The organism is Mesorhizobium sp. P2_D5, from assembly GCF_056404355.1.
Genome location: NZ_JBFUEE010000001.1, coordinates 39,758 through 61,350 on the forward strand (window position 1 = coordinate 39,758; position 21,593 = coordinate 61,350).

Below are 21,593 nucleotides of genomic sequence, written 5' to 3' on the forward strand. Positions count from 1 at the left end.
CGCAAAGCATGGCTGGTTTTTTCAAGAAGATATTTTCGTTCGGCAAGAAAGAAGTGGTCGAGGAGCGCGTCGACGAGACCGCGCCGCTGCCGCCGATCAAATGGGAAGCACTCGATGCGCTGAAGCCGGCCTCCGAACAGGTCGTTCCGGAGTTTCTGAAGCGCGATGAGCCGCAGCCCGAGGCGGAAACTGCGCCGACGCCGACGGTCGAGCCGGAGGTAGTTCCAGCGCCGGAACCGGCGCCTGTCGAGGAACCGGCGCCCGAGCCGGCACCGATCATTCCGCCCGAGCCGGAAATCCAGCCTGAGCCTGCCCCGGTCGAAGAGCCTATGCCGGTTGAACCGGAAACGCCCGTCGAGGAGCCTGCGCCCGAGGAAATCCCGGCCGCGCCTGTGGCGCCCGAGCCGATTCCCGAACCAGAGCGGCCGGAAATCGTCCCGCCGCAACCGCAGATACAGCCGGAGCCTGTGCCTGTTGAAGTGCCGGCGCCACCGGTCGAGGCTCCGGCCGAAACGCCGGCACCCGAAATCCCTCCGGCCGAGATTTCGCCGCCCATTCGCCAGCCGGCTCCGATCGAGCAGCAACCGGTGCGCGCCGAGATCGCGCCGGAGATCCAAGCCGCGCCAGCGCCCCACCCTCCCCTCGATGGGGAGGGTCGCCGCGAAGCGGCGGGGCGGGATGGCAGCGCCGGCGCTGGTCACCCCCACCCCCGAGCTGCGCTCGGGACCTCCCCCATCGAGGGGGAGGTAAAACCAGCTCCCGGCAAGGTGACTGTCACCAAGAAGGTCGAGCAGAAAGCCGAGCCGCAGAAGGCACCGGAACCGGCACCGAGGCGCTCGTGGTTCCAGCGTATGAGGGACGGGCTTGCGCGTTCGTCGCGCGAACTCACCGGCAACATCGCTGGCGTCTTCACCAAGCGCAAGCTGGACGAAGAGACCTTGCAGGACCTGGAGGACGTGCTGATCCGCGCCGACCTCGGCATGGAGACCGCCCTGCGCGTCACCGACGCGCTGGCTTCCAGCCGCTACGGCAAGGATGTCTCGGACACCGAGGTTCGCGCCATCATGGCGGCCGAGGTGGAAAAGGTGCTGGCCCACGTCGCCATGCCGCTGGAGCTCGATCTCTCGCACAAGCCGCATGTCATCCTGGTGGTCGGCGTCAACGGCACCGGCAAGACCACCACCATCGGCAAGCTGGCGGCCAAGCTGACCGATGGCGGCCTGTCGGTGATGTTGGCTGCCGGCGACACGTTCCGCGCCGCCGCGATCGAGCAATTGAAGATATGGGGCGAGCGGACGAAATCGCCGGTCATCGCCTCCAAGCTCGGCGCCGACGCCGCGGGGCTGGCCTATGACGCCTTCGAGAAGGCCAGGGAAGCCGGCTCCGACGTGCTGATCATCGACACCGCCGGCCGCCTGCAGAACAAGACCGAACTGATGGCCGAGCTCGAAAAGATCGTCCGCGTGCTGGGCAAGCTAGACCCGGAAGCCCCGCACACCGTGTTGCAGACGGTCGACGCCACCACCGGCCAGAACGCGCTCAACCAGGTCGAGATCTTCCGCAATATCGCCGGCGTCAACGGCCTGGTGATGACCAAGCTGGACGGCACGGCGCGTGGCGGTATTCTGGTGGCGATCGCGGCAAAGCACAAATTGCCGGTCTATTTCATCGGCGTCGGCGAACAAGTCGACGACCTCGAACCTTTTTCGGCAAGCGAATTCGCCAGGGCGATCGCTGGAGTTGCCTGACAAGCATGTCCCAAAAAGTTGCAGGCTTTTTGGATCAGATTGTGCGTAAGAAAGAAAACCTATGAACCCACCCATTCTCGAACGCGATCCGTCCGATCCGCAAAAGCAGAAGAAGGAAGGCGTCAATCCGCTGCTCAAGCTGGTGCTGGAGCTGGGGCCGTTGATGGTGTTCTTCTTCGCCAATGCGCGCGGCGAGTGGCTGGTGGGGAAATTCCCTGTCCTGGCCGAATTCGGCGGCCCGATCTTCGTCGCCACCGGCCTGTTCATGGCCGCCACGGCAATCGCGCTGATCGCCTCATGGCTGCTGATGCACACCTTGCCGATCATGCCGATGGTGTCCGGCGTCGTCGTCTTCATCTTCGGCGCGCTGACGCTCTATCTGCAGGACGACATCTTCATCAAGATGAAGCCGACCATCGTCAACACGCTGTTCGGCGGCGTGCTGCTCGGCGGCCTCTACTTCGGCAAGTCGCTGCTCGGCTATGTCTTCGATTCGGCCTTCAGCCTCGACGCCGAGGGCTGGAGGAAATTGACCTTCCGCTGGGGTCTGTTCTTCCTGTTCCTGGCCCTTGCCAATGAAGTGGTGTGGCGGAATTTCTCCACCGACGCCTGGGTTACCTTCAAGGTCTGGGGCATCATGCCGATCACGCTTCTGTTTACCTTCAGCCAGATGCCGCTGATCCTGCGCCATTCGCTCGAGGACAAGGCCGGGAAGGAAGAGAAGGCGGGCAAATAGCGCAATTCCAGGAAAAGCGCATAGCGCTTTCCCTCAGGCAATTGCGTCAAACAAAGCTCTGGGGAGAGGGCCATGGAATTCGTCACCACGCGCGATGAACTGAGGACGATCTACAAGACGCCGCGACCGACCGATGGCTCGATCCGCAAGGAATTGAAGACGCTCGACGGCCATTGCCGCTCCTTCATCGGCAAGAGCCCCTTCGTGCTGATTGGCTCGTCCGATGGCGCCGGCAATGCCGATGTGACGCCGAAGGGCGACAGGCCCGGCTTCGCTGCCGTTCTCGACGACAGGACCATCGCCATCCCCGACCGGCCCGGCAACAACCGGCTGGACACGCTGGAAAACATCCTCCTCAACCCGTCGGTCGGGCTGCTGTTCCTCATTCCCGGCATGAACGAGACGCTGCGCGTCAACGGCGACGCGCGCATCACCGTCGACGCGACCTTGCGCGAACAGCTCGCCGTTGACGGCAAGCAACCGCAAAGCGTCGTCGTGGTCTCCGTCAAGGCCGCCTACATGCATTGCGCCAAGGCCTTCATGCGCTCGGATCTGTGGAAGCCGGAAACCTGGTACGATCGCGCGACACTGCCAACGCTCGGACAGATTCTACACGACCAGCTGGCGGTGGCCGATTCGGCCGAGGCGACCGACCGCTGGCTGGACGACGCCTACAAGCAGACCATGTGGTAGGCTTTCGGGACGACGATTCGTCCTGACTGGTTCCAATCCTTGCTGAACTTCCTTGCCATTTCCGGCAGCCTGCGGGCGGCCTCCACCAATTCCGCGCTGGTCGCGGCCCTGGCGCGGAATGCTTCGCCCGGCTGTCGGGTCACAGTCTATGACCGGCTTGGTCGTCTGCCGATCTTCAATCCCGACGATGAGGGCGAGCGGACGCCGCTCGCGGCATCCGAACTGATCGACGCAGTCACTCAAGCCGACGACGTCATCGTCTCCTGTCCGGAATATGCCCATGGAGTGCCGGGGGGGCTGAAGAACGCCCTCGACTGGCTGGTGTCACGCGACGCCGCTGTCGAGAAACCTGCGATGCTGGTGCACGCCTCGCCGCGTTCGCTGTTTGCCCGCGCCGCGCTGACCGAGATCATGCGCACGATGTCGTTTGCGCTTTGCGAAGATGTGCTGGAGATCGCCCTGCTCGGCAAGGAGCCGCCGGAGGTGGAGACCATCCTGTCTAAGCCGGAAAACCGGCTGGCGATGCACAATGCGCTGTCCGCTTTCGCGGACTTCATCGCCAGCCGCTGAGGCTACTTCTTGCTTCTCAGTGTCTCCACATCGGTCTTGCCGACGTACCAGTCGCGGGCGTTGACCTCCTCGAAGACCACCCAGACATCGTCATTGCTGAGGCCGGTGGCGTCCACGATGGCGGCCGTGACTTTCTTGGCTATGTCCGCCTTCTTGCCCGCCGGATCGGCGGCGATCACTTCCTTGACGATGCGGATGTTGACGAATGGCATGATTTCCTCCCCTTCGATTTTGTTAACGGCAGCTCAGTACGTTTTGGCGCCGTTGACCATCAGCCGCACCATGTAGAGTGAGGTGGTGCCGGCTATATAGAGGCAATTCCGCTTGTTGCCGCCGAACACGCAATTGGCCGTCACTTCCGGCACCTTGACCTTGCCGATCAGCGTCCCATCCGGATCGTAGCAGTGGATGCCGTCGGCGGCACTGGTCCAGATGCGGCCGTCCTCATCGAGCCTGAAGCCGTCGAACAGGCCGGCCGTGCAATCGGCGAAGACCTTTTCGCCCGACACCTTCTTGCCGCCCTTGCCGACATTGAACACCCGTATATGGGCAGGATCCTGCGCGCCATGCGTGCGGCCGGTGTCGGCGACATAGAGCTTGCTCTCGTCGAGCGAGAAGGCAAGGCCGTTGGGCCTGACCATGTCCGTGATGACGGCCTCGACCTCGCCGGTGCCGGGGTCGACCCGGTAGACGTAGCAGGCGCCGATCTCGCTTTCGGCCTTGTCGCCCTCATAGTCGGTGTCGATGCCGTAGCTCGGATCGGTGAACCAGATCGAGCCATCCGACTTGACCACCGCATCATTGGGCGAGTTCAGCCGCTTGCCGCGCCATTTGGTGGCAATGGTGGTGACCGAGCCATCGAACTCGGTGCGGCTGACGCGGCGGCCCGAATGCTCGCAGGTCACCAGCCGGCCCTGCCGGTCGACGGTGTTGCCGTTGGAATTGCCGGAGGGCTGACGGAAGACGCTGACATTGCCGTCCGTCTCGTCGTAGCGCAGCATGCGGTTGTTGGGGATATCCGACCAGACGACGTAACGGCCGGCGGCGAACCAGGCTGGCCCTTCCGCCCATTGGCATCCAGTGAACAGCTTTTCCACTTGCGCGTTGGAACTGAACAGCCGCGCGAAACGCGGATCAAGAATTTCGTAATAATCTGCGGCGGCCATGCTTTTTCTCCCGGCATTTAGGTCGGGCGCATGATCCCGAAAAATCGATTCCGATCTTCGGAAAGGATCATGCGCAAAATGAAAGTGCTACAGCGTTCTTTGCACGTCCGGAAGGACGCAACGCTACAGGCGCGATCAAGCCAGCCGGAAATCGATCTGGCAAGATCGATGATGAGCGCTTCACCGCATCTTGACCTCTCAAGGCAGATGGGAAGCAACGCCAACTCATCAGAACTGCCAGTAAGGACCGATTAACCGGCTATGCGCTGCGTGCAATGGTGCATTGCAACATCTTCTTTTTGCAATGCATCACTACTATGTCATGCTTCGTATCGATCAAGGGAGGAACAACCGGCCGCCAGAAACGCGGCACAGAAGGAACCTTGCTATGATCTTCAACGATCTCATGACCCGCGCTCGCACCAGCATTGCCAAGCGCAAGCACTACAACCGCCTCGTCGCCGAAATCGACAGCTTTTCCAGCCGCGATCTGGCCGACATGCGCGCTGACCGTTCAGAAATGCTCTACCAGGTCCACAAGCAGATCTACGGCTGATCTCGGACTATTGCTCGGCGCCGCCCAGGCGCGTTGAGATTGAGGTCAGGCTGAGCCGAAAACGGTGGATTCCGAGAACCGGAGCAGAGCGTACTTTTGAGTACGTGAGCACCGGAAGCAAAGGAAGCCGCCGTTTGCAGGCCGGCAACACCTGAATATCAATGCGCCGCCAGTGCCCTGTCGATCTGCGGCAACAACACCATCCGCGCCGCCTCGGCCGTCAGCGGCCCGACATACTTGTAGGCGATCCTGCCGTCCTTGCCGATGACGAAGGTTTCCGGCACGCCGTAGACGCCCCAGTCGATCGCCGTGCGCCCGGCTTCGTCGACCCCTATCGCCTGGAACGGATTGCCGAGATCGCCGAGGAACCGGCGGGCGTTTTCCGGTTGGTCCTTATAGTTCAGCGCCGCCATCACGAAACGCTTGTCCTGCGCCAGCGCCAGCAGCACCGGGTGCTCTTCGCGGCACGGCGCGCACCACGACGCAAACACGTTGACCAGCGTCACCTTGCCAGCGAAGGATTTCGTATCGAGCCCGGGCAGGTTGATGCCCTCCAGCGCCGGCAGGTTCGTCTGCGGCGCCGGCAGGCCGATCAGGGCCGACGGCACTTCCGAAACATCGCGCCCCGACAACAGCTGCGACAGGAACAGTCCGGCCAGGCCGAGGAAGATCAACAGCGGCAAAAGCACGAATAGGCGGCGACTGGGTGGTGGCGTTTCCGTTTCCATGCTCATGGCTTGGCGCCCTTGTCGGAACGCCGCCGCACGCCTGACGCTTCGAGTTCAGCGAGTTCGCGCTTGCGCGCCCGCTGGTCGAGCAGGATCCAGCCGACCAGCCCGGCCAGCACCACGGCGGTGATCGTATAGGCGGCGGTCACGTAGAGGGCGTGCGCGCTCATACGCCAGGCCCCGCCAAGGTGCCGCTTTCCAAACCGGTCATGTCGCCCAATTCGAACATGCCTTCCCTTATCCCCGCACCATCGGCTTCGCAATCGGGCGCCGCGCCGCAGCCTTTGATGTCACCTCAATCCGTTCCATGACGAAGCGCCAGCGCCGCCGAGACCGGGCCCAGCACCGCAAGAAACAAGGTCAGCGCGGCAAGAATGAGGAAGGGCTGCAGAAACGGATCGGGATTGGCCGTCGCGCCGTAGCTCGCCGAAACGCCGAAGATCAGCACTGGGATGGTCAGCGGCAGCACCAGCACCGAGATCAGCAGCCCGCCACGCGGCAGCGCCACCGCCACCGCCGCACCGGCCGCCCCGATAAAGGTGATCGCCGGCGTGCCGACGAGCAGCGTCAGCGCCGTGGCACCGATGCTGATCGGCTCCATGTTCATGAACAGGCCGAGCAAGGGAGCGGCGACCACCAACGGCAGCACGCTGCCCGCCCAATGCGCCAGACATTTGGTCAACACCGTCAAGGCCAGCATGTGCCGATCGTTGCCGAGCACCAGCAGATCGAGCGAGCCGTCCTCGCGGTCGGCCTGGAACAGCCGGTCAAGGCCAAGCAGGCAGGAGAGCAGCGCGCCAATCCACAGGATCGCCGGCCCGATGCGGGCAAGCAGCTTGAGGTCCGGCCCGACGCCGAAAGGGATGGTGGCGATGACGGCGAGGAAGAAGATGACCCCAGTCAAGGCCCCGCCGCCGGCACGGATGTTGAGACGGATGTCGCGCAGGAAGAGGGCTAGCATGCTTTGAGGTGCCTTTGCCCAGGGAGGAACGCCGACATCACTGCCCCATCCTCAATTCCTTCGCCTCATCCAATCCCAGCGGCAAATGCGTCGCCGCAACGATGATCCCACCCTCCCCACAATGCTTCCCCATCAACTGCGCAAATCGCCGCTCCGAAGCCTTGTCCAGCCCCGCCGTCGGCTCATCAAGCAGCCACAGCGGACGGTGGCTGACCAGAAGCTTGGCGATCGCCGCGCGCCGCCGTTGCCCGGTCGAGAGATAGCCGAAGGGCAGGTGGCCGATGCCGCCCAGCCCGACCGTTTCCAGCGCCTCTTCGACGCCGGCATGTCCATCGCCGTTGAAGTCGCGCCAGAAGCGCAGATTTTCCGCCACGCTGAGCGCAGGCTTCATGGCGTTCTGGTGACCAAGGTAATGACAGGCCGCAGCGATCGACGGAAATGCCTCGCCCCCGTCTTCAATCTCCACAACGTCTTCGATCTTCACAACGCCTTCGATCCGCACACTGCCTTCGGCCACCGGCAGCAACCCGGCGATGACCCGCAGCAAGGTCGATTTGCCGGCACCATTGGGCCCGGTGACAACCAGCGCCTGCCCGTCCTCCAGGGCAAAGCCGATGCCGGAAAACACCGTGTCGCCGCCGCGTTCGCCGCCCAGATTTTCGGCGATCAGCCGCATCCCTCGCCTGCCCTGAAAACCATGTGTCGCGGCAGCTGCCGCATCGCACAAATTTGCTTTGCAACTGTCTAGAACTATTCCAGAAAATTCTCTATATGCGGTGCATCCGTGCCAGCGGTCGGCGCGGGAACAGAATTAGCGCCGAACCAGCGCACGCGCCGCCTTGAACGGCTCGGGTTGCTTGGGAACGGACAGCGGAAATGGCCGTACCCGCACCTTTGCGCGTGATTGCATGCCATCGGCGTCCGTTCCCTTTCAGGCTGAACAGACAAGGATCGCACGTGTCAAAATCCCTAGACAGTTTCAATTGCCGCCGCACGCTGACCGCAAGCGGTACGGAGTATGTCTATTTCGATCTCATCGAGGCCGAGAAGAACGGCCTCACGGGCATTGCCCAGCTGCCCTATTCGATGAAGGTGCTGCTGGAGAACCTGCTGCGCAACGAGGACGGTCGCTCCGTCACCAAGGAATCGATCCAGGCGGTCGCCGGCTGGCTGACCGACAAGGGCACCGCCGGCGTCGAGATCGCCTATCGCCCAGCTCGTGTGCTGATGCAGGATTTCACCGGCGTTCCGGCCGTGGTCGACCTTGCCGCCATGCGCGACGCCATGGCCTCGCTCGGCGGTGATCCGCAGAAGATCAACCCGCTGGTTCCCGTCGACCTCGTCATCGACCATTCCGTCATCGTCGATGAATTCGGCACGCCGCTGGCCTTCGCCCGCAATGTCGAGCTCGAATACGAGCGCAACGAAGAGCGCTACAAGTTCCTGAAATGGGGCCAGCAGGCGTTCCGCAACTTCCGTGTCGTGCCGCCCGGCACCGGCATCTGCCATCAGGTCAACCTCGAATATCTCGGCCAGGTGGTGTGGACCAACACTGAGGACGGCGAAACCACCGCCTATCCCGATACCTGCGTCGGCACCGATTCGCACACCACGATGATCAACGGCCTTGGCGTGCTCGGCTGGGGCGTCGGCGGCATCGAGGCCGAGGCGGCCATGCTTGGCCAGCCTGTCTCCATGCTGCTGCCCGAGGTCATCGGCTTCCGCCTCACCGGCAAGCTGAAAGAAGGCGTCACCGCCACCGACCTCGTGCTCACCGTCACCCAGATGCTGCGCAAGAAGGGCGTCGTCGGCAAGTTCGTCGAGTTCTTCGGCCCGGGCCTCTCAAACATGACGCTGGCCGACCGCGCCACCATCGGCAACATGGCGCCCGAATACGGCGCCACCTGCGGCTTCTTTCCGGTCGACAGCGAAACCATCCGCTACCTCACAATGTCCGGCCGCAGCGAGGATCGCATCGCGCTGGTCGAGGCCTATTCAAAGGCGCAAGGCCTGTGGCGCGACACCGGCTCGGCCGACCCGGTGTTCACCGACCTGCTCGAGTTGGAACTTGGTTCCGTCGTGCCGTCGATGGCCGGCCCCAAGCGGCCCGAAGGCCGCGTCGCGCTGGAAGGCATTCCGGAAGGCTTCACCAAGGCGATGGAGACCGAGTACAAGAAGGCCGCCGAGATCCACAAACGCTACGCCGTCGACGGCACCGACCACGATCTCGGCCATGGCGATGTCGTCATCGCCGCCATCACCTCCTGCACCAACACCTCGAACCCGAGCGTGCTGATCGGCGCCGGCTTGCTGGCCCGCAACGCCAACCGCCTCGGTTTGAAGCAGAAGCCATGGGTCAAGACCTCGCTGGCGCCGGGCAGCCAGGTGGTCGCAGAATATCTGGAAAAGTCAGGACTGCAGAAGGAGCTCGACCAGATCGGCTTCAACCTGGTCGGCTTCGGCTGCACCACCTGCATCGGCAATTCCGGCCCGCTGCCGGCGCCGATCTCGAAAACCATCAATGAAAAAGGCTTGATCGCCGCCGCGGTCCTGTCCGGCAACCGCAACTTCGAAGGCCGCGTCTCGCCCGACGTGCAGGCGAACTATCTCGCCTCGCCGCCGCTGGTCGTCGCGCACGCGTTGGCTGGAACCGTCACCAAGGACCTCACCACCGAGCCGCTCGGCGACGACAAGAACGGCAATCCGGTCTACCTCAAGGATATCTGGCCGAGCTCGGCAGAGATCCAGGAGTTCATCGAGAAGAACGTCACCCGCGAGCTGTTCGCCCGCAAATATGCCGACGTCTTCAAGGGCGACGAATACTGGCAGAACGTCGAGGCGCCGGTAGGCCAGACCTACACCTGGGACGACAACTCGACCTATGTGCAGAACCCGCCCTATTTCGCCGGCATGACCGCTGGTTTCGGCAAGATCGGCGACATCAAGGGCGCCCGCGTGCTCGGCCTGTTCGGCGACAAGATCACCACCGACCACATCTCCCCGGCCGGTTCGATCAAGGCGGCCTCGCCGGCGGGCAAATATCTCACCGACCATGGCGTCGGCGTCGCCGACTTCAACCAGTACGGCACGCGTCGCGGCAACCATGAGGTGATGATGCGCGGCACCTTCGCCAACATCCGCATCCGCAACCACATGCTGGGCGAGAATGGCCGGGAAGGCGGCTACACCATCCACTACCCGTCGAAGGAAGAGGAATCGATCTACGACGCGGCGATGGGATACAAGAAGGAAGGCGTGCCGCTGGTGATCTTTGCCGGTGTCGAATACGGCAACGGCTCGTCGCGCGACTGGGCGGCCAAGGGCACCAATCTGCTCGGCGTGCGCGCCGTCATCGCCCAGTCCTTCGAGCGCATCCATCGCTCGAACCTGGTCGGTATGGGTGTCATCCCCTTTGTCTTCGAGGACGGCACATCCTGGGCGTCGCTCAACCTGAAGGGTGACGAGCTGGTCGAGATCGACGGGCTGAGCACCATAAAGCCGCGCCAGACGATGACCGCCAAGGTCACCTATGGCGACGGCACGGTGAAGAACGTGCCGATCATCTGCCGCATCGATACGCTGGACGAGCTCGACTACTTCAAGAACGGCGGCATCCTGCAATACGTGCTGCGCGATCTGGCAGCATAGTAATAAGGGAATAGGGCAGTAAGGGAGTAGGGGAGTAGGGGAGTAGGGGAGTAGGGCAAGCAAGAACAGGCTAACCTATTCCCCTACTGCCTTACTCCCATATTCCCTTACTCCCATATTTTTCGGCGCTCCGAAGCGCGCCGCTGCGGCCAGCAGCACGCCGAGCATCAGTCCGTTGAGGATGTGCCAGAGGAAATGCGTGCCGAGCGGGAAGCCGGCGCAGACCAGCGGGTCGACCATCCGGCAGATGACGGACACGACGAAGATCGCCGATCCCACCAGATTGTACCAGCCGGCGCGATTGCCGCTGGCCGCCACCAGTATGCCGAAGAAGGCGAGCGCCAGGAACGGCGGCAGGTAGCCCGTCGTGCCATTCGAGGCCTGGCGAAGCCAGTCCGGCACCGCCAGCGTCAGCAGCCCGGCAACCACGTAAAAGGCGACGAAGATGGCGATCGCCTTGCCCCATTGCATACCGAGGAAGCGGCGCAGGTTGAACAGCGTATAGGCCAGCGTAAAGCCGGCGATCGGCAGCACATCGGCCCAGACCGTGCCCCTGGTGGCGAAGGTGTGGAAGATCGTCGAGCCGATGCCGATTGCCACCACCCACCAGGCCAGCACCTCGGCGAAGGTGCCGGTGCGCAGCCTTCGCACCTCGCGCACACCCCACAGGCCGGCCGCGATGAAGGCAAGGTTTGTCAGGGCATTGACCGGCTCGGACCAGAGTTCCGGCCCGGTTCGCTCGCAATAGAGATCGATCGGTGCCGAAAGAGTTTGCCACATCGTGATTGCCGCCCGAATCGGTTTCTACCCTGAACTGCGAGCCCTTCTCCTATTGCGCCGCTGCGGTCGGTTGCAACGGCAAAAATTTCACCGCAACGTGACTTCCCGTTGACTTCCGCTTCTGCCACATATTCCAGCAACGACAATAAAGCCGGCGCCACCGGCGGGAATCGGAATGACCATGGCCTCGCGAAAAACATTATGGCTGGCGGCCCTTGCGCTGGCCTTCTCAGCGGCTGCCGGCATCGGCCAAACCGCCGAGCCCGCCAAGACGCAGGCCGACAAACCTCAGATTGACGGGCCCCTGGGCGTGGTCGAGCTGTTCACCAGCCAGGGCTGCAACTCCTGTCCGCCGGCCGATGCGTTGTTCGCCGAACTGGCCGCCAAGGAAGACATCGTCGCGCTCGCCTACCATGTCGACTACTGGGATTATCTCGGCTGGCAGGACACGCTGAGCCGCAAGGAGAACACCGAGCGGCAAAATGACTATATGCGCGCCTTCGGCAGCCGCTCGGTCTACACGCCGCAGGCCGTCATCAACGGCCGCGTCCATGTCAACGGCGCCAGTCGCGTCGATGTCGATGGCGCGCTGGCGCGGATGGCCAAGAGCGGCCAGGGCATGCGGGTCGCCGTCAAGGTCAGCCGGACCAGCGACCGCGTGATGATCGACGCCGGCGATGCCGGAAACGGTCCCAGCGATGCCCATGTCGTCATCGTCTATTTCGACCCGCCGCAGACGGTCAAGATCGGCCAGGGTGAGAACACCGGCCGCAAGCTGACCTACTGGAACGCGGTCTCGGGCATTCAGACCGCCGGCATGTGGCACGGCAAGGCGCAGCGCTATGAATTGCCGATGAGCGAGATCTCCAAGAAGGGCGGCTGCGCCGTGCTGCTGCAGTCGGTCGGCAGGGATGGCTTGCCCGGCCCCATTCTCGGCGCCGCCTTCATTCACAAGCCTTGAAGCTTTCACATCTCGATTGGCGCGTTCCGTTTCGCCGATAGCGAGACGATCGTCATTTCGTCATCCTGAGGCAGGGCAGGGGCAAGGCAACGATGCGCTGACGCCACAGCTTTACAGGACCTTGATGTCGGCGGGACAGCCCCCCTCTGGCCTGCCGGCCATCTCCCCCGCAAGGAGGGAGATTGGCAGCTTTGTCGTGTTCGCCATCTTGTTCGACATTGGAGATTGGCGAAAGCAGAAGTGAAATCCGATCTCCCCTTGCGGGGGAGATGTCCGGCAGGACAGAGGGGGTGGGAAGGCTCGCTACGGAACAACGATCATGCTCTGCCTCGCCGCATTGCCCCGCGCTCCGCCCCAAAAACAAAAAACCGACGTCAGCTTGCTTCTGACGTCGGTCATTTAGGTTTTGGGATCGTCGCACCCGATCCTTCCGAAGAAAGACCGAGGTTGGTTCGATCCGACGCAGACCCGTGGGCGGGGGGCTTGGGGTTTACGAGCCGGTGCCGGACCGAACCGTCTCAGGCAACGCGGGTAAACTCGTCGGACATTGGGGCAGGAGCGCGGATAAAAAATGGCGAGAATATGGCGAAGCATCACCAATTCCAACAAGGCGTTTCATAAAAGTGACTGGACGTTGCAGAAACAGCGCGCCTCCGCCCTGCTTCGCCGGGTCTTGCAATTCAGCTGCGAACGCGCCAACTTTGGTTGGCAAAGATTCATTTTGAAGGATCGAGGCATGACTGACGACAGCGGCGGGACGGGGGATGTTGACGCATCCGCAATATTGATCCCGCTGCACGAGGCGCGACCTGAGCGCCTCGATCAGCCGGTGCGGTTCGACCGGCGTGAACTGGACCAGATCCTGAGGCTCTACGGCCGCATGGTCGCCGCCAACGAATGGCGCGACTACGCCATCGATCATCTCACCGACAGGGCGGTGTTTTCCGTGTTCCGCCGCACCAGCGAAGTGCCGCTGTTCCAGATCGTCAAGGACCCGAAACTGGCACGCAAGCAGGGCGCCTTTGCCGTCATTGCCGCCGGCGGCCGCATCCTCAAGCGCGGCCAGGAGCTCGGCCGCGTGCTTGGCATCTTCGACAGCAAGCTGAAGCTCGTCGAGGCCTAACCACTTATTTTTGCTGGCGGAATTTTCGCTCCGGCAGCGAATCGGGATCGGGTGGAGCGAGCGCCCCGCCGTTCAGCGGGAGCTGCATGAACACCGTGTCCAGCCAGCGCCCGTGCTTGTAGCCGGAGCCTTCGAGGCATCCCGAATGGCGAAAGCCGAGCTTTTCGTGGAGCCGCACCGAGGCGCTCTCCGGCCGCCCGTCGCCGATCACCGCGATGACCTGACGGAAGCCCGCCGCCCGGCAGGACCCGATCAGGCTTTGCATGAGCAACAGCCCGACTCCCTGGCCCTTGGCCTCGGGCGCCACATAGACCGAATCCTCGACGATGAAGCGGTAGGCCGGGCGCGGCCGGAAAGCGCCGGCATAGGCATAGCCGAGCACGGCGCCGTCCTTTTCCGCCACCAGATAGGGAAAGCCGCCAGCCATCAAAGTGTCGAATCGCTCGCCCATCTCGGCGCGGCTGGGCGGCTCCAGCTCATAACTCGCCGTGCCCTGGCTGACCGCGTCGGCATAGATTTCCGTGATCCGGTCGAGGTCAGCCGCCGTTGCGGGCCGCATGATGATACTGCTCATTATTTATGCACGCCGTTATTCTGCCGCAATAACAGCAAAACCCGACACAAAAGAAAAGGGCGGCCCATTAGGCCGCCCTTTGGAACTCAATGGTCCAAGCGTCGCTGCTACTAGCGGCGGTCGCCCATGAACTGCAGCAGGAACATGAACAGGTTGATGAAGTCGAGGTAGAGCGTCAGCGCGCCCATGATGGCCTTGCGGCCGGCGACATCCGAAGCGTCGCCCTCGAAATACATCTCCTTGATCTTCTGCGTGTCATAGGCGGTCAGGCCCGAGAAGATCAGCACGCCAAGCGCCGAGACGGCGAAGGAAAGTGCCGACGAGTGCAGGAAGATGTTGATCACCGACGCTATGATGATGCCGAACACGCCCATGATCAGGAACGAGCCGAAGGCGGTCAGGTCGCGCTTGGTGGTGTAGCCGTAGAGCGACAGCGCACCGAAGGCCGCGGCGGTGGCGAAGAAGGTCTGCGAAATGCTGGCCGTGGTGTAGACCAGGAAGATCGACGACAGCGACAGGCCGACGAGGCCGGCATAGACCCAGAACGTCGTCTGCGCCGCCGAAACGCTCATCGACTGGACGCGGAACGACAGGAACAGCACGGCGGCCAGCGGCGCCAGCATCACCACCCAGCGCAGCGGCGAACCGAAGATCGCGTAGCCGAACGAGGTCAGCATCTCGCCGCTTGGCAGCGTTGCGACAGCCGAAGCCGGATCGGTGGTGGTGGCCAGCATGATCGTGCCGACGGCGGCAAGACCGGTGATGAGGAGGCCAAGCCCCATCAGATTGTAGACCTTGATCATATAGGCGCGCAGGCCCTGATCGATGCCTGCATCAACGCCGGCGCCGGGCACGGCGCGCGTCTGATAGTTGCGAATGGGTTCAGCCATGGGAGTCCTCTATTGCTTCTGCCCCGTCGGGTGTCAGGTCCACCGGACCCAGGCGCCGCTGGCGGGGCTCCAGCATGCCTGTGGCGAAATATGATGGTAATTCGCGTCAAGAACAAGACCGTAACCGGGTGTAATGCTTCGTGAGGCATCCACGATGCGGTTTTCCGGCCTTTGGCGGCCCAACATTACTCCGATTTAACCAAATCTCGGTCCCGGCGGGCGGAATTCAGAGCAATTCCAAAGCGTGCAGCGGTTTTGCGTCGGACTTGCGGTAGGTGAATAGTCAGAGGTTGCGCAGCACCGGCGCGGCCTTGTGGCCGAGCACCCGCCAGGTGCCGGCAAGACCGATGCCGACCGTGATGACAAGCGAAAACACAATGGTCGCCACCGCCACCTCGGGCATGAAATGCGAAGGCAAGGTCATGATGCGTGCGACGACGAACCAGGCGGCCGCACCACCTGCCGCCAGGGCGAAGATCGCGGTGGCAAGCCCGATCAGCATGTATTCGAGCGAGAAGGCGGCAATCAGGGTCGTGCGTGTGGCGCCCAGTGTCTTCAGCACCACCGCGTCATGGATGCGCGCCCGGTTGCCGGCGGCAAGCGCACCGGCAAGCACCAGCACCGAGGCGATCAGCGCCACGCCGGCGGCAGCCCGGATCGCCGTGCCGAGCTGCCCGACCAGCCGGTTGACGACGTCGAGCGCATCCTTGACCCGGACTGTCGTCACCGCCGGGAAGGCGCGGGTGACGGCATTGAGGATCCGCGCGTCGTCGGCCGTCGAGGCGGTCTTTTCGGTCAGCGTCGCCATCCAGCCATGCGGCGCCCCTGCGAATGTGTTGGGCGAGAACACCATGACGAAATTGATGCCCATCGTCTCCCATTCGACCTGACGAAAATTGGCGATCTTCGCCGTCACGTTGCGGCCGAGCACATTGACGGTGATCGTATCCCCAAGCTTCAGCCCGATCTCCTTGCCCTCCACGGCAGAGAACGAGACCAGCGGCTCGCCGGCATAATTGTCCGGCCACCAGCTGCCCTCGGTCAGCGTCGTGTTGTCCGGCTGGCTGGCGTCATAGGTCAGGCCGCGATCGCCTTTCAGCACCCAGGCGCCTTCCGCCGGCACCGTGACCTTGTCGACATCGACGCCGTTGAGCGCCATCACCCGGCCGCGCAGCATCGGCACTTTGGCCAGCGTCCCCTGTGGCGCCTGCTTGCCGATCAGCGTGGAAAACGCATCGACATCGCTGCTCTGGATGTCGACGAAGAAGAAGTTCGGCGCCCGCTCCGGCAGGCTGCTCGATATTTGTTGCCTGAGATTGCCGTCGATCAGCGCCAGCGTCACCAGCAGCGTCAGGCCGAGCCCCAGCGACAGCACCACCGATGGCGTCAAGGCGCCGGGTCGGTGGATGTTGCCGACGGCGAGCCGCAGCGCCACGAAGCGCACACGTGGGCTCTTCCTGGCCGCCCACTGCACCAGTGCGCCGACCAGGCGCAGCACCAGGAAAGCGAAGATGGTGGCGCCGACGAAGATCGAGGCGATGCGGCGGTCGCCTGAAAATAGGATGGCCAGCGCCGCCAGCAGCAGCGCGATACCGACGGCCGCCGCAACATAGGCAGGGCGCGGAAAGCCGCGGCCTTCGAGCCCCATCTCGCGAAACAGCGCGGTCGCCGGCACATCGCGGGCGCGGCCGAGCGGCAGCAGCGCGAAGGCCAGCGTCACCAAAAGGCCGAACAGCGCCGCCATGCCGAGCGCGCCGGGATAAAAGCCGCCTTCCGCCGGCACCGGAATGACCTGATGGAGGGCGGCACCGGCCGCGAACGGCATCAGCGCCCCGAGCACGAGGCCAAGCACGATGCCCAGGGCGGCGATGATCAGAATCTGCACCAGATAGACGGCAAAGACGAAGCCGCCCGAAGCGCCCAGGCTCTTGAAGGTGGCGATGACACCGCGCTTGCCGTCAAGATAGGCGCGCACCGCATTGGCGACGCCGACACCGCCGACCACCAGCGCCGTCAGCCCGACCAGCGTCAGGAATTGCGAGAAGCGTTCGATGTTGGACGACAGCGCCGGCGCCGCATTGCTGCGCGTGCGGATCGACCAGCCGGCCTGCGGAAAATCCTTAGCCGCCTGATCCTGGATGGCCTTGAGCCGCGCCTCATCGGCATCGGCGGGCAGCCGGATCTTGTAGGCGTTCTCGACCAGGCTGCCTGGCTGGATCAGCCCAGTGGCCGCCAGCCCGTCGGTCGAGATCATCAGTCGCGGCGCAAAGCCGAAACCGTCGGACACCGCATCCGGTTCGGTGACCAGCCTGGCGCGCAGTTCGAAGGTCGCGGTGCCGAGCTTCAGCCGGTCGCCGATCTGCAGATGCAGCCGTTCGAACAGCAGATCGGGTGCGGCAGCGCCGAAAACGCCGAACTCTTCGCCGAACAGTTCCTGCTTCGACAGCGCCGGCTCGGTCTCCAGCGCGCCATAGAGCGGATAGGCGTGGTCGACCGCCTTGGCCTCGACCAGCGCCTGGTCGGTTCCGTCGGCAAGACGCGCCATCGAACGCATGCTGGCGGTGCGCGAAACGACCCCCAGCCCGTCAAGGAAGCCACGCTCGGCCTGGCTGGCGTCGCGCTGGTTGATCTGGAAGCGGAGATCGCCGCCGAGCAGCGTCTGGCCCTGATTGGCGACACCGGCGGTGATCGAACGCGCCACCGAGTTGACGCCGCCGATGGCCGCGACGCCGAGCGCGATGCAGGCAAGGAAGATCAGGAAGCCGGACAAACCGCCGCGCATTTCGCGCAGCGAGAAGCGGACCGCAAGCTTCAGCGTCCGCGACAACGGCATCAAGCCGTCACCTTGACGGGCGCCGGCGCCTCGATCCGGCCCGACCGCATCGAAACCTGGCGCGAGCAGCGTGCCGCCAATGCCGGATCGTGGGTGACCAGCACCAGCGTCATGCCGCGCTCGGCCGCCTTGGCAAACAAGAGGTCGGCGACCTGCCGCCCCGTCGCCTGGTCGAGGTTGCCAGTCGGCTCGTCGGCAATGAGAATGCGCGGCGACGGCGCCAGCGCCCGGGCGATCGCCACGCGTTGCTGCTCGCCGCCCGACAATTCGCCGGGATAGTGGGTGACGCGATCGCTTAGGCCCACGGCCGCAAGTTCGCGCGCCGCGACAGAAAACGGATCGGCATGGCCGGCGAGTTCCAGCGGCACCGCGACATTTTCGAGCGCCGTCATGTTGGGAATGAGATGAAAGGACTGGAATACGATGCCAATGTTACGGCCACGAAACGAAGCTATCTGATCCTCGGTTTTGCCATTGAGCAGTTCGCCAGCGATTCGGACCGTACCCGAATCGACCCTTTCCAGGCCTGCCAGAACCATCAGCAATGTCGACTTGCCCGAGCCCGAAGGGCCGACGATGCCGGTCGCCTCGCCAGCCGCCACATCCAGGCTGACACCCTTCAGCACATGCACGGACGACGCCCCTTCGCCAAGTGTCAGCGATACGTCTTTCAGCGCGATGACGGCTTCTGTCAAAATGAAAGCGTCCTATATCAAGGGATGAAGGCTCTGCTTGCCGGATGCCGTCGGAAGAATTCCTTGGTCATATGGGGCCTGCCGCATGTCTTTCAAACGCCTGATTGCCGCAGGCTTCATCGTTTTCTCCGCCTTTTGCGGCGCCAGTTCGTCGGCGCGTGCGGAGCCGTTCAAGATCGTCGGCTTCGGTGACAGCCTGATGGCAGGCTTTGGCCTTGGGCCGGACCAGGGTTTTACCGAAAAACTGCAGGCCGCCCTTCGCGCCGAGGGTCACGACGTGACGGTCGCCAATGCTGGCGTCTCCGGCGACACGACGAGCGGCGGCCTGGCTCGGCTTGACTGGTCCGTGCCCGACGGCACGCAGCTGGTCATTCTCGAACTCGGCGCCAACGACATGCTGCGCGGCGTCTCGCCCGACATCGCCAGAAAGAACCTGGATGAGATGATGGGCAAGCTCAAGGACCGCAGGATTGCCGTGCTGCTGGCCGGCATGCGCGCCGCGCCCAATCTCGGCGCCGACTACCAGAACGCCTTCGACGCCATCTTTCCCGACCTTGCCAGGAAATACGACGTTGCGCTCTACCCGTTCTTTCTCGACGGCGTCGCCGGTCAGCCCGGCATGCAACTCGAGGACGGCCTGCATCCGAGCCCTCAGGGCGTTGACCAGATGGTCGAACGCATCTTGCCGACGGTCGAAAAGGCGATCGCGGCGGCGATGGGAGGTTCGTGAAATCGGACTAATTGCTTCCGTTGGGGAAACTTTTAACAAAGCCTGTGACCAACAAACCTCTTGCTCCGTTTGATTTTCGATGATTCGCTAGGGCTAATATTCGATTCGAGGAAGGGAGGCTCTTCATGCCGCGTCTTTTCACCGCCCTCGAAATACCGCGTGACGCCGCCCTTTCGCTGTCCCTGCTGCGGGGCGGCCTGCCCGGGGCCCGTTGGATCGACGTCGAAAACTATCATCTGACGCTGCGCTTCATCGGCGATGTACCGGGTCATGTCGCCGACGAGATCGCCAACGCACTCGACCGCGTCCACCGCCCCTCCTTCCCGCTGACCCTGTCCGGCGTCGGCGCTTTCGGCCAGAAGAAGCCGCACGCGGTGTGGGCGGGTGCCTCCGCCTCGCCCGATCTTGCCGCCCTTCAGGGCGAGATCGACCGCATCTGCCAGCGGCTCGGTATTCCCGCCGATCCGCGCAAGTTCATGCCGCACGTGACGCTGGCGCGCTTGCGCAATTCGACCCCGCTCGACGTTGCCCAGTATCTCTCAGCACGCGGCAATTTCTCGACACTGCCGTTTCGCATCGGCCGTTTCGTGCTTATGTCATCGCGCGATTCGGTCGGCGGCGGCCCCTACATCGTCGAGGAAGCCTGGCCGCTGTCGGGCAAGGACGCCCGTGCTTCCAGCCTTGTCGCCAGCGCCTCCGACGCCTCGCGGATCATGCGGTAGACCAAGGCGAAGGCTTCCGCCCCGTCATTATAGGGGTCCGGCACGTCGCGCGCATTGCCCTTGGCGAACTCCAGGAACAGGTGCACCCGGTCGTGCATGGCTGCCGGCGCCAAGGCTTTCAGGTCGCGAACATTCGACCGGTCCATGCCGAGGATCAGGTCGAAGCGATGAAAATCCTCCGGCGTGACCTTGCGCGCCCTCTGCCGGGAAATGTCGATGCCGTGACGCACAGCAACCGCGATCGAGCGTGGATCGGGAGGCGAGCCGACCTCCCAGCCGCTGGTTGCGGCTGAATCGAGCAGCATTTGTCCGCCCCATCCGCGCTCCGCCAGCATGGCGCGAACAACGCCCTCAGCCAGCGGCGATCGGCAGATGTTGCCGAGACAGACGAAAAGAATGGAATTTATGGGCTTCGCGCTCATCGATCCAACGCTATGGTGACGACTTCAGTCGAAATAGCATGGGAAGCTGACATGACGAGAGAGAAACTGGGCCGGGAAGCCGCTGAAGCGGCGTTGACCGGTCTCGACGGCTGGGCGCTGGCCGCCGATGGCGCCTCGATCAAGCGCACGTTCACCTTCGCGAATTTCTCCGAAGCTTTCGCCTTCATGACCCGCGTAGCACTGGCCGCCGAGAAGATGGACCATCATCCCGACTGGTCGAATGTCTACAAGACCGTCGACGTGACGCTGAACACCCACGATGCCGGTGGCGTGACGGCGCTCGATATCGATCTGGCGAAGAAGATGAACCGCTTTTTCGGTGGCTGAACGCGCAGCGGTTTGCCAAATCGGCGCCGGCATCTTGCAGCCCGGGTCGGGTTTCACCACATTTTCGCTCGCGGGGCATGCGCTGGAATGCGCATGGACGCTCGCAAGGAGAAATTGATGGCGCAACAATCCGGTTTTGACTTCTTCGGCTTCAGCGGCAAGCTCGGCGACGAGAACGAGGTGCGCGAGAAATTCTGGCGCACGGCGAAAAAGGCCGCGCGGCAGATCCCCTTCATGGAAGAGGTCGTGGCCGCCTATTACTGCGCCATGGACAAGAACACGCCGCTGCGCGCCAAGGGCATTCTGCTCGCCGCGCTCGGCTATTTCGTGCTGCCGGTGGACGTCATCCCCGACTTCGTCCTCGGGCTTGGCTTCACCGACGACATCGCCGTGCTCACCGCCGCGATCACTGCTGTCAGCGCCCACATCACGCCGGCGCACCGGCAGGCTGCCAAGGACGCCATCGCCGACAAGGGCTGAGCAGGCCGGCGCCCGCGCAAACGCCTTTGGAGCCTGCGTTTGACGGCAAAGCAAAAAGTCAAACTCTTGCCGCTTTCGTGGCCTCCAAGTCGCGAAAGGGACGTCGCGCCACCCGCTCGCAAGGCGGCGGCGCGGGAATGGCGGCGGTTTCCTCGGGTGCGGGTCCTTTTCTCAAAGGAAATTCACCGTTTGGTAACCCAGATTAAATCAAAATGAAGCGACGGGCAGG

24 protein-coding genes are annotated in these 21,593 nt (G+C 63.4%); 12 read left to right on the plus strand and 12 right to left on the minus strand.

What is annotated here, in order from left to right; all coding sequences use genetic code 11:
• Positions 1–8: 8 nt before the first annotated feature.
• The 4 genes from ftsY (at position 9) to AC1DYW_RS00225 (ending at position 3,747) form a co-directional block, all read left to right on the plus strand.
• The gene (ftsY, locus tag AC1DYW_RS00210; protein WP_457151661.1) at positions 9–1,748 is read left to right on the plus strand and encodes a signal recognition particle-docking protein FtsY; all 1,740 of its coding nucleotides are present in this window, start codon (positions 9–11) and stop codon (positions 1,746–1,748) included.
• 61 nt (positions 1,749–1,809) lie between these two features.
• Positions 1,810–2,484: a septation protein A gene (locus AC1DYW_RS00215; RefSeq protein WP_095084002.1), complete on the plus strand. Its 675-nt coding sequence runs from the start codon at positions 1,810–1,812 to the stop codon at positions 2,482–2,484.
• Positions 2,485–2,556: 72 nt separating this feature from the next.
• The gene (locus AC1DYW_RS00220) at positions 2,557–3,177 is read left to right on the plus strand and encodes a pyridoxamine 5'-phosphate oxidase family protein (RefSeq protein ID WP_457151662.1); all 621 of its coding nucleotides are present in this window, start codon (positions 2,557–2,559) and stop codon (positions 3,175–3,177) included.
• Between the two features lie 39 nt (positions 3,178–3,216).
• A complete protein-coding gene (locus tag AC1DYW_RS00225) occupies positions 3,217–3,747 on the plus strand; it encodes an NADPH-dependent FMN reductase (protein ID WP_477224717.1) in 531 nt (176 codons plus the stop codon).
• Between the two features lie 2 nt (positions 3,748–3,749).
• Here the strand turns inward: AC1DYW_RS00225 and AC1DYW_RS00230 are convergent, their stop codons facing one another.
• Both AC1DYW_RS00230 and AC1DYW_RS00235 read right to left on the minus strand, forming a co-directional pair.
• A complete protein-coding gene (locus tag AC1DYW_RS00230; protein WP_477224718.1) occupies positions 3,750–3,959 on the minus strand; it encodes a tautomerase family protein in 210 nt (69 codons plus the stop codon).
• 33 nt (positions 3,960–3,992) lie between these two features.
• Complete coding sequence (locus AC1DYW_RS00235; protein WP_457152945.1) at positions 3,993–4,913, minus strand: SMP-30/gluconolactonase/LRE family protein; 921 nt, start codon at positions 4,911–4,913, stop codon at positions 3,993–3,995.
• A gap of 388 nt (positions 4,914–5,301) precedes the next feature.
• Here AC1DYW_RS00235 and AC1DYW_RS00240 point away from each other — a divergent pair, with 388 nt between their 5' ends.
• Positions 5,302–5,469, plus strand: a complete 168-nt coding sequence (locus tag AC1DYW_RS00240) for a hypothetical protein (protein WP_095083997.1) — start codon at positions 5,302–5,304, stop codon at positions 5,467–5,469.
• 158 nt (positions 5,470–5,627) lie between these two features.
• On the opposite strand, the gene AC1DYW_RS00245 is transcribed toward AC1DYW_RS00240, so the two are convergent.
• The 4 genes from AC1DYW_RS00245 to ccmA form a co-directional block, all read right to left on the minus strand.
• Entirely contained in the window at positions 5,628–6,203 is a 576-nt protein-coding gene (locus AC1DYW_RS00245; protein WP_095083996.1) for a DsbE family thiol:disulfide interchange protein, read from the minus strand.
• The gene (ccmD, locus tag AC1DYW_RS00250) at positions 6,200–6,367 is read right to left on the minus strand and encodes a heme exporter protein CcmD (protein ID WP_095083995.1); all 168 of its coding nucleotides are present in this window, start codon (positions 6,365–6,367) and stop codon (positions 6,200–6,202) included. The genes AC1DYW_RS00245 and ccmD overlap by 4 nt, the downstream gene beginning before the upstream one ends.
• 125 nt (positions 6,368–6,492) lie before the next feature.
• Positions 6,493–7,158, minus strand: a complete 666-nt coding sequence (gene ccmB / locus AC1DYW_RS00255) for a heme exporter protein CcmB (protein WP_095083994.1) — start codon at positions 7,156–7,158, stop codon at positions 6,493–6,495.
• A gap of 37 nt (positions 7,159–7,195) precedes the next feature.
• Entirely contained in the window at positions 7,196–7,834 is a 639-nt protein-coding gene (gene ccmA / locus AC1DYW_RS00260; RefSeq protein ID WP_457152946.1) for a heme ABC exporter ATP-binding protein CcmA, read from the minus strand.
• A gap of 281 nt (positions 7,835–8,115) precedes the next feature.
• On the opposite strand from ccmA, the gene acnA reads away from it, so the two are divergent.
• Positions 8,116–10,806, plus strand: coding sequence for an aconitate hydratase AcnA (acnA, locus tag AC1DYW_RS00265; protein ID WP_457152947.1), 2,691 nt, complete (start codon positions 8,116–8,118; stop codon positions 10,804–10,806).
• A gap of 75 nt (positions 10,807–10,881) precedes the next feature.
• Here acnA and AC1DYW_RS00270 read toward each other — a convergent pair whose 3' ends face one another.
• On the minus strand, positions 10,882–11,586 hold the full coding sequence (locus AC1DYW_RS00270) for a ceramidase domain-containing protein (RefSeq protein WP_477224719.1): 705 nt from the start codon (positions 11,584–11,586) through the stop codon (positions 10,882–10,884).
• A gap of 175 nt (positions 11,587–11,761) precedes the next feature.
• Here AC1DYW_RS00270 and AC1DYW_RS00275 point away from each other — a divergent pair, with 175 nt between their 5' ends.
• Together AC1DYW_RS00275 and AC1DYW_RS00280 are read left to right on the plus strand one after the other, a co-directional pair.
• Complete coding sequence (locus tag AC1DYW_RS00275) at positions 11,762–12,547, plus strand: DUF1223 domain-containing protein (RefSeq protein WP_477224720.1); 786 nt, start codon at positions 11,762–11,764, stop codon at positions 12,545–12,547.
• Positions 12,548–13,283: 736 nt separating this feature from the next.
• Positions 13,284–13,670 carry a DUF2794 domain-containing protein gene (locus tag AC1DYW_RS00280; RefSeq protein WP_095084393.1) on the plus strand — a complete coding sequence of 129 codons (387 nt, stop codon included), beginning with the start codon at positions 13,284–13,286 and terminating at the stop codon, positions 13,668–13,670.
• A gap of 4 nt (positions 13,671–13,674) precedes the next feature.
• On the opposite strand, the gene AC1DYW_RS00285 is transcribed toward AC1DYW_RS00280, so the two are convergent.
• From AC1DYW_RS00285 to AC1DYW_RS00300, 4 genes are all read right to left on the minus strand, one after another.
• Positions 13,675–14,244 carry a GNAT family N-acetyltransferase gene (locus AC1DYW_RS00285; protein ID WP_457152043.1) on the minus strand — a complete coding sequence of 190 codons (570 nt, stop codon included), beginning with the start codon at positions 14,242–14,244 and terminating at the stop codon, positions 13,675–13,677.
• 110 nt (positions 14,245–14,354) lie between these two features.
• Positions 14,355–15,134, minus strand: a complete 780-nt coding sequence (locus AC1DYW_RS00290; protein ID WP_095083988.1) for a Bax inhibitor-1/YccA family protein — start codon at positions 15,132–15,134, stop codon at positions 14,355–14,357.
• A 283-nt stretch (positions 15,135–15,417) separates the two neighbouring features.
• Positions 15,418–17,967 (minus strand): ABC transporter permease, encoded by a 2,550-nt coding sequence (locus AC1DYW_RS00295; RefSeq protein WP_457152044.1) that lies wholly within the window; start codon positions 17,965–17,967, stop codon positions 15,418–15,420.
• On the minus strand, positions 17,967–18,662 hold the full coding sequence (locus tag AC1DYW_RS00300; RefSeq protein ID WP_457152045.1) for an ABC transporter ATP-binding protein: 696 nt from the start codon (positions 18,660–18,662) through the stop codon (positions 17,967–17,969). Before AC1DYW_RS00300 ends, AC1DYW_RS00295 begins: the two co-directional genes overlap by 1 nt.
• A gap of 85 nt (positions 18,663–18,747) precedes the next feature.
• Here AC1DYW_RS00300 and AC1DYW_RS00305 point away from each other — a divergent pair, with 85 nt between their 5' ends.
• Together AC1DYW_RS00305 and thpR are read left to right on the plus strand one after the other, a co-directional pair.
• Positions 18,748–19,392, plus strand: a complete 645-nt coding sequence (locus AC1DYW_RS00305) for an arylesterase (RefSeq protein ID WP_477224721.1) — start codon at positions 18,748–18,750, stop codon at positions 19,390–19,392.
• 125 nt (positions 19,393–19,517) lie between these two features.
• Positions 19,518–20,114, plus strand: coding sequence for an RNA 2',3'-cyclic phosphodiesterase (thpR, locus tag AC1DYW_RS00310; RefSeq protein ID WP_095083984.1), 597 nt, complete (start codon positions 19,518–19,520; stop codon positions 20,112–20,114).
• On the opposite strand, the gene AC1DYW_RS00315 is transcribed toward thpR, so the two are convergent.
• The gene (locus AC1DYW_RS00315; protein ID WP_457152047.1) at positions 20,018–20,536 is read right to left on the minus strand and encodes a low molecular weight protein-tyrosine-phosphatase; all 519 of its coding nucleotides are present in this window, start codon (positions 20,534–20,536) and stop codon (positions 20,018–20,020) included. The genes thpR and AC1DYW_RS00315 overlap by 97 nt on opposite strands.
• A gap of 51 nt (positions 20,537–20,587) precedes the next feature.
• Here AC1DYW_RS00315 and AC1DYW_RS00320 point away from each other — a divergent pair, with 51 nt between their 5' ends.
• Both AC1DYW_RS00320 and AC1DYW_RS00325 read left to right on the plus strand, forming a co-directional pair.
• Positions 20,588–20,884, plus strand: coding sequence for a 4a-hydroxytetrahydrobiopterin dehydratase (locus AC1DYW_RS00320; RefSeq protein WP_457152048.1), 297 nt, complete (start codon positions 20,588–20,590; stop codon positions 20,882–20,884).
• 117 nt (positions 20,885–21,001) lie between these two features.
• Complete coding sequence (locus AC1DYW_RS00325; protein ID WP_457152056.1) at positions 21,002–21,364, plus strand: YkvA family protein; 363 nt, start codon at positions 21,002–21,004, stop codon at positions 21,362–21,364.
• Positions 21,365–21,593: the final 229 nt, after the last annotated feature.

Coding starts and splice junctions, on each gene's coding strand:
- AC1DYW_RS00230 (WP_477224718.1), bottom strand. CDS start 3,959: ATGCCATTCGTCAACATCCGCATCGTCAAGGAAGTGATCGCCGCCGAT.
- AC1DYW_RS00240 (WP_095083997.1), top strand. CDS start 5,302: ATGATCTTCAACGATCTCATGACCCGCGCTCGCACCAGCATTGCCAAG.
- AC1DYW_RS00215 (WP_095084002.1), top strand. CDS start 1,810: ATGAACCCACCCATTCTCGAACGCGATCCGTCCGATCCGCAAAAGCAG.
- AC1DYW_RS00235 (WP_457152945.1), bottom strand. CDS start 4,913: ATGGCCGCCGCAGATTATTACGAAATTCTTGATCCGCGTTTCGCGCGG.
- ftsY (WP_457151661.1), top strand. CDS start 9: ATGGCTGGTTTTTTCAAGAAGATATTTTCGTTCGGCAAGAAAGAAGTG.
- thpR (WP_095083984.1), top strand. CDS start 19,518: ATGCCGCGTCTTTTCACCGCCCTCGAAATACCGCGTGACGCCGCCCTT.
- AC1DYW_RS00280 (WP_095084393.1), top strand. CDS start 13,284: ATGACTGACGACAGCGGCGGGACGGGGGATGTTGACGCATCCGCAATA.
- AC1DYW_RS00245 (WP_095083996.1), bottom strand. CDS start 6,203: ATGAGCATGGAAACGGAAACGCCACCACCCAGTCGCCGCCTATTCGTG.
- AC1DYW_RS00290 (WP_095083988.1), bottom strand. CDS start 15,134: ATGGCTGAACCCATTCGCAACTATCAGACGCGCGCCGTGCCCGGCGCC.
- AC1DYW_RS00325 (WP_457152056.1), top strand. CDS start 21,002: ATGGCGCAACAATCCGGTTTTGACTTCTTCGGCTTCAGCGGCAAGCTC.
- AC1DYW_RS00270 (WP_477224719.1), bottom strand. CDS start 11,586: ATGTGGCAAACTCTTTCGGCACCGATCGATCTCTATTGCGAGCGAACC.
- ccmD (WP_095083995.1), bottom strand. CDS start 6,367: ATGAGCGCGCACGCCCTCTACGTGACCGCCGCCTATACGATCACCGCC.
- ccmA (WP_457152946.1), bottom strand. CDS start 7,834: ATGCGGCTGATCGCCGAAAATCTGGGCGGCGAACGCGGCGGCGACACG.
- AC1DYW_RS00285 (WP_457152043.1), bottom strand. CDS start 14,244: ATGAGCAGTATCATCATGCGGCCCGCAACGGCGGCTGACCTCGACCGG.
- AC1DYW_RS00220 (WP_457151662.1), top strand. CDS start 2,557: ATGGAATTCGTCACCACGCGCGATGAACTGAGGACGATCTACAAGACG.
- AC1DYW_RS00295 (WP_457152044.1), bottom strand. CDS start 17,967: ATGCCGTTGTCGCGGACGCTGAAGCTTGCGGTCCGCTTCTCGCTGCGC.
- AC1DYW_RS00320 (WP_457152048.1), top strand. CDS start 20,588: ATGACGAGAGAGAAACTGGGCCGGGAAGCCGCTGAAGCGGCGTTGACC.
- AC1DYW_RS00315 (WP_457152047.1), bottom strand. CDS start 20,536: ATGAGCGCGAAGCCCATAAATTCCATTCTTTTCGTCTGTCTCGGCAAC.
- AC1DYW_RS00275 (WP_477224720.1), top strand. CDS start 11,762: ATGACCATGGCCTCGCGAAAAACATTATGGCTGGCGGCCCTTGCGCTG.
- AC1DYW_RS00305 (WP_477224721.1), top strand. CDS start 18,748: ATGTCTTTCAAACGCCTGATTGCCGCAGGCTTCATCGTTTTCTCCGCC.
- ccmB (WP_095083994.1), bottom strand. CDS start 7,158: ATGCTAGCCCTCTTCCTGCGCGACATCCGTCTCAACATCCGTGCCGGC.